Source organism: Gottfriedia luciferensis (genome assembly GCF_001712755.1).
Taxonomy (GTDB): domain Bacteria; phylum Bacillota; class Bacilli; order Bacillales; family Bacillaceae_G; genus Gottfriedia; species Gottfriedia luciferensis_B.
In genome coordinates, this window is record NZ_MDKC01000037.1 from 124,902 (window position 1) to 137,249 (window position 12,348).

Sequence of the window (12,348 nt, forward strand, 5' to 3'; positions counted from 1 at the left end):
ATGGATCCTTTAGACGTAATAAGTAACTTAGATAAAGTCGTACCATATTTTCAACCAATATATGGAGCCGATACACAAAATTGTGTAGGAGTAGAGGTTGTTGGTAGACTAAAACTTGAAAATTTACACAGCCTTGAATTCTTCTTTGCAAATGATTTGGTGCCAGATGACTACTTATTAGAGGTTGACAATCATATATTAATTCAAGCTCTCGATGAAGTTGTACAATCTAAATTCGAAGGTGGTATTTTTATTAATCGTCACCCTTCAGCACTTCTTTCAGATGACCCGGAAAATCTTTTAGCGATTTTACAATCATATGAAGAAAAGGGAATACAACTAAATAAAATTGTCATTATACTTCAACATCAACTTTTTTATGGTTTTGAGAAAGAACTAAAAAATTTAATTACATATTATCAAACTTATGGTATTAAATTTGCGATTAATAGCGTAAATGAGAAGTTAATTAACTTAGAGAAACTTCGGTTTTTATCTCCTGATATCATTAAAATCGATTTTAAAATGGTTCAACAACTTCATACATCATCATTTCAAGATTTGTTAAATTCCGTAATTTATGTGGCAAGAAAAGTAGGGGCATCGATGTATTACGATGGAATAATCGATTCAATTCAATTAAGAAATGCATGGAAGAATGGTGGAAGATTTTATCAAGGTGCTTACTTGTTTATACCTCAACCATCAATTCGTCAATTAAATCATGAATGTGAGCCATTAAAAAATGATATCTTAAAATATATTCGAGGCGAAAAGAACAAATTAATTGCGCTAAGAGATATGACTAATTTAATACAACAAAAAGTCGAATCGACTATTAATAAATTTAAATTAGGAGTGGATTTAAATTCATTTTTAATTAATATATCAAGTGAATTAAATTCCTTTTGTTTTAGGATGTATATTTGTGATGAGGATGGTTTTCAGCAATCAGCGAACTTGTTTAAAATTAATGGTGAGCAGTGGGAGCTTCAAGAAAAGTATAAAGGTAGAAACTGGAGCTGGAGGCCGTATTTTTTAGAAACCGTTTTGAAAATGCAATCAAATGATCAGGGACAATTATCAGATATATACAGAGATATTGAAACAGGTGAAAAAATTCGAACGTTTTCTTATCCAATGAACAATGGAAGCTATTTATATATTGACTTAAGTTATGATTTTTTATTTAAACATAATGAGTTACTTTTTTAGTGACTCTCTTATAAGATTTAATCAGAAAATGACTGTCGCTAAACAATGACAGTCATTTTTTATGCTTAGTCTATTTAAAACAAGAAAAAACAAGTACGATTGGTATTCTTTGTCTTCTTATAAACTCTTCTTCGCTTTTAAAATGTATTTGTTTTGGAGTACCTTCATGTAATTGATCGATCTGGAACCCAGTTTTTTTTAAAAGATTAAAATATTGTTCAATTGTTCGATGGTATTTGACCACTACTTTCTTCATCCATGGTTCCTTTCTTTCGCCAGTTCGAAAGTAATCGTCTACAATCCAATTTTCGCGTCGATCTCCTGAGAGTTTGCTTAAAAAGGGGGCAGTAGTTAATGGATGTTGTACACTAAATATAAAATGGCCGTTTTCTTTTAAGCTGTTAAATATTTTTTGAAATACAAGCTCAATATTTGAAATATAGTGTAGTGCAAATCTAGAAGTGACAAGTTCAAATGAATTCGGAGGAAAATGATAATCCTCGATTGAGGTATGATGGATGGTCCCTACTGTATCCATTAAATTGGTCAATGCAGCATTAATCATGTGCTCTGATCCCTCGATACCTGTATAGGTTTTAGCTCCAAGTAGTAGAAGTTCCTTACCGAAGGATGCGTCACCACAACCTAAATCTAATACGTTTTTTCGATCAACATTCCCTATTAGTTCACTGATGATTGGTCCTTCGATTGCATTGTTAGGACTATCTTCTCTATTCTTTCGTCGAATGTATTCTGAAAAAAAATCGTCTTGATTGTAAACCGTTGAACCACGATACTCCATAAAAACACTCCCTAACCGTTCATAAATTTTTAAAAAATTGAAAAGTTGACACAAATTATCTAACTTTACCATTAAATTTGATCTAGATAAAGGGAGAAATTACCTAGAAATAATGTTGATTTGGAGCATAGAGTTTTAGTGATCTCAATCAAAAATCGACGAATACATATATAAAAGCCTATATTAATTAAAAGTAGTGTTTTTCTCTGTCAACTAATGTAAAAAAGATAAGAACGATTCGTATAGTAAATTTCAATATAATAATGATACGATTAGTAAAAGTTCAGACTGAGGAGGATTTTATTTGAGAGGACTTATTTCGAAAGTTCTTTTCGCATCGTCCGTCATGTTTTTTGTTTTTCATTTTATAGGAGTTGGGTAAAAGAGAAACTATTTTGTGGACAAGTCCTTGAAACAATCCTAAAACCATATGTAGTATAGATTGATAAAAAACACCTAAATGAATGTTCATTTAGGTGTTTTTAATGTGAGAAGTGAGTTAATAGGTAGTAGATTAACGTTTTTGTAATGCTGCTTCAATTTGCTCCATCTGAACGCCTCTAATAACTTCATCATCAATTATTAAAGTAGGTGTTGAGTATGAATCTAACTCAAACATCATTCTTTTTTTAGCACTTTCATCTTGTGATACGTTATATTCAATATAAGAAGCATTCATTTCTTTTAAATAATTTTTCAAAAATTCACAAGGAGGGCATCCATCTTGTGTGAATAATTCGATTTTCATAAAACGACATCCTTTTTTATTTTTTCTTAAAGCATTTGTATAAAACTATTATGACATAGAAAAATATAGTATATAAAGAAATTTGTTTTTTAGTTGAAACGACTATTTTTCTTGAATTTATATTGAAATACAAGTATTCTTATTAATGGACACTTACATAGCTGAAATCTATCAGAAGTTTTTTGGATAGAAATTGTAAGAAAGTAAAACCTATATTTAGGGAATGACACATGGTAGAAAGGAGTTCTAATATGTCTTTATTATTAGGAATTTTAGAACGCTTAGAAAGTTTAAAACAACAAGCTACGAACGGTGAGGTTGCTCAAAGATATTTTGAAGTTAACGGCGAAAGAAAGTGTAGCGTAAAGTATTCTGAGAAAAATGAAACATTTGAATTAGAAGTATTTCAACAAGGTGAAAAACCACAAACGTTCCCATTCGATAATATCGATATGGTAGCAATTGAAATATACGAAATTATTTCATAAGAAAAGAAAAAACAAGCTTAGCTTGTTTTTTCTTTTTTTTAAATATTTTATTACAAAATAGTAAGGTCGTGCTAATCCCAATTCTTAATGAATACATTATTATGTATTGTTATGAAAAGGGAGGTCATATACGTGAATAAAGATCAGTATCGATTTTACAATGTAAGTGAAAGAAATATGAGTTTTGATCATGTAGTTGATCGGCTATATCATTTTGTAAAAAGTGATCCTAATAAACAATATCGACTTTCCATTGGGACAGATTCTCAGGTTCATAGTAATGGAACTAAGTTTATTACAGCACTTCATTTGCATAGGGTAGGTAATGGAGCTTGGGGATGTTTACATACTTGTTGGCATCACAAGAAAATCCGAAATTTAAAAGAGAAAATATTTCTAGAAACGATGTATAGTCAGGAAATAGCTTTTTTATTATCACCTTTTCATTTAGAAAAAATTTTTAGTCCTCTTCATGAAAATGCTAATTCGAATAATTTTAGTTTTGAGATTCATCTGGATATTGGTACGATGGGGTTAACGAAAGAGTTTATACAAGAAATGACATCTAAAGTAAGTGCAATGGGCATCATTCCTAAGATAAAACCTGATTCTTATACAGCATTTAGCTATGCAAATAAATTTACAAAATAAGAAGTTTAAACTAAATAAACATTGATTAAAATGAGGATTAGGAGGGATGATGGATGCTAAGTGAACAAAATTTCACAGAAGATGAATTGTCTTTATTGGTGGACACAGTGATGAAACAAAATTATGCAATTGAACTCATTTCATCACAGATAACTGATATAGAAAGTGGTTTAATGGATGCGGGCGAGGATCAATACGAAAGATTAATACATTTATATCAAAAGTTAAGGGATTTAGGATTATGAAGACAAATATAGATGAACGTTTAGATAATAAATTATTTATCTAAACGTTTTTTTGTTTTTTGAATAGTTATAGTTAAATAAGTAAATTTTTAAGAAAAGTTAAATTGGAAAGGGGTTACAAATCTGATAATATAGGGATGGGGACATAGTCCTTAATCGAATAAAATAGTGTATAGAATTTTTTCTATACAGTTGATTAGCAAAGTTGTATGTGTATTTATTTGATGTTTATTTATGAATAGATAATTTCTACCATTTTTAAATACTTTTGCTTTTCTATTGGGGGACGATGTTTTTGATTAGTATTGATGGTTCACAATTTTTTGAACATAAAGTAGAAGAAGTCATTATTTCAAGTGAAAAAGTAGCTCATGTCCAAATAGGTAATAGTTTGGAGCATGCGTTATTAGTACTTACAAAATCTGGGTATTCTTCAATTCCAGTGTTAAATCCAAAGTTTCAGTTGTTAGGTTTAATTAGTACATCTATGATATTAGATGGAATACTTGGATTAGAAAGAATCGAATTTGAACGTTTAAGTAATATGAAAGTTGAAGAGGTAATGGGTACTGAAATACCATTATTAAAAACAACTGATACACTCGCTAAGGGGCTTGAATCTGTAGTTGATCATCCTTTTGTATGTGTGGTTGATGCTAATAATACTTTTGAAGGTATATTAACTCGTAGAGCGATTTTAAAACAATTGAATAAAAATGTTAGAAGATATAATAAGCATTAACGAATAAAAAAGTAAGTCATCATCAAATTGACTTGCTTTTTTAGTATTGGTTTTTTTTAAGAAGTGTTGAAAGGTCTAATTCTTTTAGGTTTAAGGGCAAGGGGGGATTATGTGCAAATTGATGATATACGTCTAATAATTACTTTATCTGAAGAGAAGAATATGAGGAAGGCAGCAGAGAGGCTGTTTGTTTCTCAACCAGCCTTAAGTCAAAGGCTACAAAATTTAGAGAAGCAGATGGGTAGTGAATTGTTTATTCGTTCTCAAAAAGGATTGATTATTACTGCCTCTGGAGAAATCATCTTAAACTATGCGAAAAAGATGGAAGAAACGTATCAAACAATGTTAGAGCAGTTACAAATTTTAAAATCCGATATTTCGGGTACTTTAAAGATTGCCGTTTCATCTGTTGTTGCGCAATACTGGTTACCACCAGTTTTAAAAAAATATGTGTCAAGCTATCCAGAAGTACAAGTTTCACTTTTTACCGGTTGGAGTAGTGAAATCACAAATCGCTTATATGAAAATGAAGTTCATCTAGCAATTGTACGAGGAAACCAAAATTGGTTTGGAGAGAAGGAATTACTGTTTTCTGATGAATTATTATTAGTTGATACAAAAAAACATAGTCTTGAGGAATATAAAACTATACAAAGACCATTTATTCAGTTTAAAAGTAATTCAAATTACTATCAGCTAATCCAGTCATGGTGGTATGAGCATTTTAATTCATTACCAAAACATGAAATTGTGGTCGATCAAATTGAGACATGTAAGCAATTTGTATTGAATGGACTAGGCTTTGCGATCTTACCTTCCTCTGTATTACATGATGTAAGTGATGAAAATATTATAAAAACACCTTTAATTACAAAAGAACAATCAGGGTTATATCGCGATACATACTTACTTTATAATCGAGATGCGATGAAATTAAAACAAGTAGAAGGATTTATAGAATCAATTCGAAAAAAAAATAAAGATTAATCGACAAAATGTTGCTAGTTACTTACTAGATTTGATAGAGTATTCTTATTGATAATAATAAAGGGGGCAATTCATTATGAAATTAATGGACGCAAATGAAATTATTGCATTTATTGCAAATAGTACTAAAAAAACACCTGTAAAGGTTTATGTAAAAGGTCAATTAGACAAGCTTACTATTTCTGAATCAGTTCAATCATTTATTTCTCAAAATTCTGGAGTTTTATTTGGTGAGTGGGATGATGTTAAAGTAATCCTTGAAGAGCAAAAAGAATACATAGAAGATTATGTAGTAGAATCAGATCGTCGTAATTCAGCGATTCCACTTTTAGATGCTAAAGGTATTAAAGCTCGTATCGAGCCAGGTGCATTTATTCGTGATCAAGTTACAATTGGAGACAATGCAGTTATTATGATGGGTGCGGTAATTAACATCGGTGCTGTAATTGGTGAAGGTACAATGATCGATATGAACGCAGTACTTGGTGGACGTGCAACAACAGGTAAAAACTGTCACGTTGGTGCTGGCGCAGTTTTAGCTGGTGTAATCGAGCCACCATCAGCAAACCCAGTTATTCTTGAAGATAATGTACTAATTGGTGCTAATGCAGTAGTTTTAGAAGGTATTAAAGTAGGTGAAGGCGCAGTAGTAGCTGCAGGTGCAATTGTTACTGAAGACGTTGCTCCTTACACTGTAGTTGCAGGTGTTCCTGCTAGAAAGATCAAAGATATCGATGATAAAACAATTTCAAAAACTGAAATCATTCAGGCTTTACGACAACTAAATCAATAATAACAAGGAGTAAGCGTAGAATTTATTTTCTACGCTTACTTTATAGGCATTATACTAAAATATAAGTTCAGACTGATTACAAGCATTTGACTTTCAAGTCGTGAAGTAGGAAATGGAGTTACCCTTATTACGGTAATTTATCATCGAAACAGGCAAGTGATCAACGAAGAAAACACGCGTTCTGTGGGCAGTCTGAGCGTAGAAATTATATTTTCACGCTTTTTTTGGAGGAGTTAAAATGGATTCATTTATTAAAATTAGACGGGATTTACATTTAATTCCCGAACTTGGATTTCAAGAATTCAAAACACAAGCTTATTTACTAGATTATTTATCTAGTTTAGATCAAGAAAGAATGGTAATTGATACTTGGAGAACAGGTATTTTCGTTCGCGTAAAAGGGTTAAATTCTACTAGAACGATTGGTTACCGTACAGACATTGATGGATTGCCAATGAAAGAAAACACAGGATTAGAGTTTTCATCGATTCATGAAGGTAATATGCATGCCTGTGGTCATGATGTACATATGAGTATTGCTTTGGGTGTTCTTACTAACCTTGTTAATGAGCCAATAAATGACGATGTCGTATTTATTTTTCAACCTGCTGAAGAAGGGCCTGGAGGAGCGGAGCCTTTACTTAAAAGTGAAGAATTTAAACCATTTAAACCAGATGTAATTTACGGTTTACATATAGCGCCTGAATATCCTGTTGGTACGATTGCTACGAAACCTGGTATGTTATTTGCTCATACATCAGAGCTTTTTATTGATTTTCATGGCTTAAGCGGTCATGCTGCTTTCCCTCATTTAACGAATGATATGATCGTTGCATCAAGTCATTTTATCACTCAAGTACAATCGGTTGTATCAAGAAATGTTAATCCATTAGACAGTGCTGTTATTACGATTGGAAAGATAACCGGTGGTACAGTTCAAAACGTTATTGCAGATCATGTTCGAATAGAAGGTACGATGCGAGCATTAAGTGAAGAAGCGATGCTAAAATTAAAAAACAGAATTGAAAGTCTTGTGAATGGATTTAAAGAGAGTTTTCAGTGTAAAATAGAAGTAGATTTTGGAAGTAATTACTATGGAGTAATAAACGATGAATCGTTGACGAATGAATTCTTTCATTTTGCGAAACAATATGACGGTATTGAGGCTGTCCTATGCAATGTTGCAATGACAGGTGAAGATTTTGGTTATATGACAAAAGAAATTCCTGGCCTAATGTTTTGGATTGGTGTAAATTCAGATTTCGGACTCCATAACCAAAAATTAAACCCAGATGAGAATGTGATTCCTTTAATGATTCGATTTATTTCGGACTTTATGAAACAATAACAATGAAAATGATTTTCAGTTAATAATAATTATAAATTAATATTGACTTTAATTAACTAGTTTACTATAATATCACTTGTATGATAAATAGTTACATAAATATTGGAGGTAATAACGATGGCAGAACGTTTAGTAGGAAAACAAGCACCACGCTTTGAAATGGAAGCAGTTTTAGCAAATAAAGAATTTGGTAAAGTAAGCTTAGAAGAAAACATGAAAAACGATAAATGGACAGTATTATACTTCTATCCAATGGACTTCACTTTTGTATGTCCAACTGAAATCGTAGCAATCTCTGATCGTTACGACGAGTTTGAAGATCTTGATGCTGAAGTTGTAGGTGTTTCTACAGATACAATCCACACTCACTTAGCATGGATCAACACTGATCGTAAAGATAATGGCTTAGGACAATTAAAATATGCATTAGGTGCAGATACAAACCACGCTATTTCTCGTGACTATGGCGTATTAATTGAAGAAGAAGGTATTGCATTACGTGGATTATTCATCATCAGCCCAGAGGGTGAATTAATGTACCAAGTAGTACACCACAACAACATCGGTCGTGAAGTTGATGAAGTTTTACGTGTACTTCAAGCTTTACAAACTGGTGGACTTTGCCCAGCTAACTGGAAACCAGGTCAAGCAACTCTATAATTCACAGTCAATTAAGATTTAATGTCAAAGGTCTAACTTATAGTTAGGCCTTTTTAAACACAATAACGAAAAGTGGAACAAGCTCACATTGAGCTAATGAAACAAGTAGGAGGACTATAAAATGAGACTTCGCTCACCAATGCCTGAATTAGATGGTGCAACAACAGTATTAAATGGAGAAATTCAAAAAGAAAACCTAATTGGTGATAAACCAACATTAATACATTTTTGGTCAGTTAGTTGCCATTTATGTAAAGTAGCAATGCCAAACATTAATGCTTTTAGAGATGAATATAAAGATCGATTAAATGTTGTAAGTGTTCATATGCCAAGATCTGAAGATGATTTAGATATTGATAAAATTAAAGAAGTTGCAAACGAACATGGAATTACACAAACAATTTTAGTTGATAACCAACATACGATTACAGATGCTTTTGAAAATAAATATGTACCATCATATTACGTGTTTGATAAAACAGGTGTATTACGCCACTTCCAAGCTGGAGAAGGCGGAATGCCAATGTTAGAAAAGCGTGTTAATCGAGTACTAGATGAAGCAGCAAAAGTAGAATAGTTTTTAGAATCAATCATCACATAAGAGACTTTTTTAAAGTCTCTTTTTTCGTGTAAGGAAATCCAAAAAAACTGAGTTTCAGACTGATTGCAAGCGCTTGTCTTTCGAGGCGCGAAGTTACCTTTGACGGTAATGAGCACCACAGAACAGGCGAGGCAACGAAGAAAGCGAGCGTTAATCAACAGTCTGAGGAGACTTTTTTTAAAGTCTCTTTTTGTATTTCCGTAATCTTCATCTTGAAACTAGTAGAAAGTGTATTTTATAGGTATAATTAAAGAAAACTAATCTTTATTTTAAGGAATTTTTCTGTAGGAGGAAAAAAGTTTGGAGATTCAAACAATCGCAATCTTTATCTTATGGTTGTTTTTATATGCCTACATGATTATTGCTTCAATTGATTTTGGTGCAGGATTTTATGCGTTTTATGCAATTACAACTAAAGAAGAACCAAAATTAATTGGCTTAATAAATCGACATCTTTCATCTATTTGGGAACTTGCTACATTATTTTTCATTTTCTTCTTCGTAGGTGTAGTCGGTATATTCCCAAGGGTAGCATATTATTATGGTGTTCCCTTATTAGTTCCGGGTAGTGTAGCAATGATTTTTTTAGCAATTAGGGGATCGTTTTATACTTTTCAGCAATATGGGGGAAATAGGAGTAAGTTCTTTTTAATTTTGTATGGTGCGACAAGTCTATTAATACCTGTTACATTATCTACAGTTTTAACAATTTCTGAAGGTGGATTTATTATCGAGAACGGAACAGATATACGTTTTTATCCATTTAAATTAATTACGAATTCTTATTCACTATCCGTTATGCTATTGGCTGTATGTTCAGTCCTATTTATTAGTGCAATGTTTTTAATTTATTCCGCAAAACTAATTAATGATTCGGAATCGGAAACTAAATTAAGAAAGTATGTACTAGTCTGGTCATTGCCAACGATTATTTCGAGTATCATCGTATTTTTATCAATGAAGTTACATAATAAAGTTCATTTTGATCGAATGCATAATGTATGGGAATTCTTTCTTATCTCTTTAATTTGCTTTTGTATAGCAATTTATTTTGTTATAAAAAGAAAAAGATATGGTTTAGCGTTTATATTAGTATTATTACAATATTTCTTCGCATTTTTTGGGTATGGAATAAGTCATCTACCATTTATCTTATATCCTTATTTAAGAATTGAAACAAGTTTTGCAAAAAGTAGTTTAGCGATCGTACTAATTATCCTGTTTGTTGTATTTTTTATCTTATTTACAGTGTATTTTATATTTTTAGTTCTTCATAAACCTTTTTTTATGAAAGTGTTTTTAAAAAGTAATGAAAAAAATGACTTTCAAGATTAATAAAAAAGGGCGATTTCAAAAGTATTTTGACTTTTGAAATCGCCCTTTTATCATGTACTAATGATTAAACTTCCATAATAATTGGGAGAATCATTGGTTTACGTTTTGTTTTTTCGTATAAGAAAGGTGATAAAGTATCAGTAATTTCATTTTTTATCTCAGACCATTGAGAAGTTTTACGCTCCATGATCTTGTTTAAATGAGTAGAAATCATTGCTTGTGCTTCATTTATTAAATCGCCACTTTCTCTCATATAAACGAAACCGCGTGAAATAATATCTGGTCCTGCCGAGATTTTAAATTCTTTCATATCGATACTTACGACAACGATTACAAGACCTTCTTCAGATAAAATTCTACGGTCTCTTAAAACGATATTACCAATATCGCCGATACCGCTTCCATCAATATAAACATTACCAGAAGGAACTTTACCTGCAACCATAGCCTCATCTGCACGAAGAGCTAAAACCTCACCATTATCCATGATAAAGCAGTTTTCTTCAGGTACTCCACAGTCCATAGCAAGCTTAGCATGCATGCGCTGCATTCTATATTCACCGTGAATTGGCATAAAGTATTTAGGTTTCATCAGTCTAAGCATTAATTTTTGTTCTTCTTGTCCACCATGACCACTAGTATGAATATCATTTAATGAACCGTGAATTACTTCTGCACCAGCACGGTATAGTAAGTTGATTGTACGGTTTACGCTCATTGTATTACCTGGAATTGGTGAAGAAGAAAATACTACAGTATCTCCAGGAATAATTTGAATTTGACGATGTGTACCATTTGCTATACGTGATAATGCAGCCATAGGTTCACCTTGACTACCTGTACATAAAATGACTAATTGATTAGCTGGAATACGATTAATTTGAGATGCATCGATAAATGTATCCTTTGGACATTTGATATAACCTAAGTCATGACCAATCTCGATATTCGCTTCCATACTTCTACCAAAAACAGCAATTTTACGTCCAGTTGCAATAGCAGATTCAACTACTTGCTGAAGACGATGAATGTTTGATGCGAATGTTGCAAAAATAATTCGACCGTCTACTTTACGGAAGATTTCATTAATCGTGTCTCCGACTTTTCTTTCAGACATTGTAAAATGTGATACTTCACTATTTGTACTGTCAGAAAGTAGACATAAAACGCCTTCCTTACCAATCTCAGCCATTTTTGTTAAATTAGCTGTTTCTCCAACTGGTGTAAAGTCGAATTTAAAGTCACCTGTATGAACGACTTGTCCTTGTGGAGTTTTTACAACAATTCCGTAACAATCTGGAATACTGTGAGTAGTACGGTAAAAAGTTACGCTAGTTTTTCTAAATTTAATGATGTCGTCTTCTTTTATTTCAATTAATTTTGCTTTTCTTAAAAGACCGTGTTCTTCTAGTTTATTTTTAATTAAGCCAAGAGCAAGTTTTCCACCATAAATTGGAATGTTTAATTCTCTTAATAAATATGGAATACCACCAATGTGGTCTTCATGTCCGTGAGTGATAAATAAACCTTTAATTTTTTCCTCATTTCGAACTAAGTAGGAATAATCAGGTATAACATAGTCTATCCCTAGTAGCTCATCTTCAGGGAACTTGATTCCGGCATCTATTAATATAATTTCATCTTGATATTGTACTGCGTATGTATTTTTACCAATTTCCCCTAAGCCACCTAGTGCGAATACGGCAGCTTGATCATTTTTAAGAAATTTCATA

The 12,348-nt window shown here is 31.9% G+C and carries 14 protein-coding genes; 11 read left to right on the forward strand and 3 right to left on the reverse strand.

Annotation, left to right across the window (positions count from 1 at the left end):
* Positions 1-1,215 carry an EAL domain-containing protein gene (locus BED47_RS22360; protein ID WP_025568650.1) on the forward strand — a complete coding sequence of 405 codons (1,215 nt, stop codon included), beginning with the start codon at positions 1-3 and terminating at the stop codon, positions 1,213-1,215.
* 70 nt (positions 1,216-1,285) lie between these two features.
* Here the strand turns inward: BED47_RS22360 and BED47_RS22365 are convergent, their stop codons facing one another.
* Positions 1,286-2,017: a class I SAM-dependent methyltransferase gene (locus tag BED47_RS22365; RefSeq protein ID WP_069035528.1), complete on the reverse strand. Its 732-nt coding sequence runs from the start codon at positions 2,015-2,017 to the stop codon at positions 1,286-1,288.
* 514 nt (positions 2,018-2,531) lie between these two features.
* The gene (locus tag BED47_RS22370; RefSeq protein WP_025568652.1) at positions 2,532-2,765 is read right to left on the reverse strand and encodes a glutaredoxin domain-containing protein; all 234 of its coding nucleotides are present in this window, start codon (positions 2,763-2,765) and stop codon (positions 2,532-2,534) included.
* A 251-nt stretch (positions 2,766-3,016) separates the two neighbouring features.
* Between BED47_RS22370 and BED47_RS22375 the strand changes: the two genes are divergently transcribed.
* The 10 genes from BED47_RS22375 (at position 3,017) to BED47_RS22420 (ending at position 10,615) form a co-directional block, all read left to right on the forward strand.
* The gene (locus BED47_RS22375) at positions 3,017-3,253 is read left to right on the forward strand and encodes a YkuJ family protein (protein ID WP_056474223.1); all 237 of its coding nucleotides are present in this window, start codon (positions 3,017-3,019) and stop codon (positions 3,251-3,253) included.
* A 177-nt stretch (positions 3,254-3,430) separates the two neighbouring features.
* Positions 3,431-3,904 carry a ribonuclease H-like YkuK family protein gene (locus BED47_RS22380; RefSeq protein WP_387324921.1) on the forward strand — a complete coding sequence of 158 codons (474 nt, stop codon included), beginning with the start codon at positions 3,431-3,433 and terminating at the stop codon, positions 3,902-3,904.
* Between the two features lie 53 nt (positions 3,905-3,957).
* Complete coding sequence (gene abbA, locus BED47_RS22385; protein ID WP_069035529.1) at positions 3,958-4,149, forward strand: antirepressor AbbA; 192 nt, start codon at positions 3,958-3,960, stop codon at positions 4,147-4,149.
* 295 nt (positions 4,150-4,444) lie between these two features.
* Positions 4,445-4,891, forward strand: a complete 447-nt coding sequence (gene cbpB / locus BED47_RS22390) for a cyclic-di-AMP-binding protein CbpB (RefSeq protein WP_069035530.1) — start codon at positions 4,445-4,447, stop codon at positions 4,889-4,891.
* Positions 4,892-5,002: 111 nt separating this feature from the next.
* On the forward strand, positions 5,003-5,878 hold the full coding sequence (locus tag BED47_RS22395) for a LysR family transcriptional regulator (protein ID WP_069035531.1): 876 nt from the start codon (positions 5,003-5,005) through the stop codon (positions 5,876-5,878).
* Positions 5,879-5,954: 76 nt separating this feature from the next.
* A complete protein-coding gene (gene dapD / locus BED47_RS22400; protein ID WP_069035532.1) occupies positions 5,955-6,671 on the forward strand; it encodes a 2,3,4,5-tetrahydropyridine-2,6-dicarboxylate N-acetyltransferase in 717 nt (238 codons plus the stop codon).
* Between the two features lie 238 nt (positions 6,672-6,909).
* A complete protein-coding gene (locus BED47_RS22405; RefSeq protein WP_069035533.1) occupies positions 6,910-8,019 on the forward strand; it encodes an N-acetyldiaminopimelate deacetylase in 1,110 nt (369 codons plus the stop codon).
* A 117-nt stretch (positions 8,020-8,136) separates the two neighbouring features.
* Entirely contained in the window at positions 8,137-8,679 is a 543-nt protein-coding gene (locus BED47_RS22410) for a peroxiredoxin (RefSeq protein WP_056468592.1), read from the forward strand.
* A 121-nt stretch (positions 8,680-8,800) separates the two neighbouring features.
* Positions 8,801-9,256, forward strand: coding sequence for a TlpA family protein disulfide reductase (locus BED47_RS22415; protein ID WP_069035534.1), 456 nt, complete (start codon positions 8,801-8,803; stop codon positions 9,254-9,256).
* Between the two features lie 324 nt (positions 9,257-9,580).
* The gene (locus tag BED47_RS22420) at positions 9,581-10,615 is read left to right on the forward strand and encodes a cytochrome d ubiquinol oxidase subunit II (RefSeq protein WP_069035535.1); all 1,035 of its coding nucleotides are present in this window, start codon (positions 9,581-9,583) and stop codon (positions 10,613-10,615) included.
* 64 nt (positions 10,616-10,679) lie between these two features.
* Here the strand turns inward: BED47_RS22420 and rnjA are convergent, their stop codons facing one another.
* Positions 10,680-12,347 (reverse strand): ribonuclease J1, encoded by a 1,668-nt coding sequence (gene rnjA / locus BED47_RS22425; protein ID WP_069035536.1) that lies wholly within the window; start codon positions 12,345-12,347, stop codon positions 10,680-10,682.
* Between the last annotated feature and the right edge of the window lies 1 nt (position 12,348).

Excerpts from the sequence above, each read along its gene's own strand:
- BED47_RS22360 (WP_025568650.1), top strand. The coding sequence starts at position 1 with ATGGATCCTTTAGACGTAATAAGTAACTTAGATAAAGTCGTACCATAT.
- BED47_RS22365 (WP_069035528.1), bottom strand. The coding sequence starts at position 2,017 with ATGGAGTATCGTGGTTCAACGGTTTACAATCAAGACGATTTTTTTTCA.
- BED47_RS22370 (WP_025568652.1), bottom strand. The coding sequence starts at position 2,765 with ATGAAAATCGAATTATTCACACAAGATGGATGCCCTCCTTGTGAATTT.
- BED47_RS22375 (WP_056474223.1), top strand. The coding sequence starts at position 3,017 with ATGTCTTTATTATTAGGAATTTTAGAACGCTTAGAAAGTTTAAAACAA.
- BED47_RS22380 (WP_387324921.1), top strand. The coding sequence starts at position 3,431 with ATGAGTTTTGATCATGTAGTTGATCGGCTATATCATTTTGTAAAAAGT.
- abbA (WP_069035529.1), top strand. The coding sequence starts at position 3,958 with ATGCTAAGTGAACAAAATTTCACAGAAGATGAATTGTCTTTATTGGTG.
- dapD (WP_069035532.1), top strand. The coding sequence starts at position 5,955 with ATGAAATTAATGGACGCAAATGAAATTATTGCATTTATTGCAAATAGT.
- BED47_RS22405 (WP_069035533.1), top strand. The coding sequence starts at position 6,910 with ATGGATTCATTTATTAAAATTAGACGGGATTTACATTTAATTCCCGAA.
- BED47_RS22410 (WP_056468592.1), top strand. The coding sequence starts at position 8,137 with ATGGCAGAACGTTTAGTAGGAAAACAAGCACCACGCTTTGAAATGGAA.
- BED47_RS22415 (WP_069035534.1), top strand. The coding sequence starts at position 8,801 with ATGAGACTTCGCTCACCAATGCCTGAATTAGATGGTGCAACAACAGTA.
- rnjA (WP_069035536.1), bottom strand. The coding sequence starts at position 12,347 with ATGAAATTTCTTAAAAATGATCAAGCTGCCGTATTCGCACTAGGTGGC.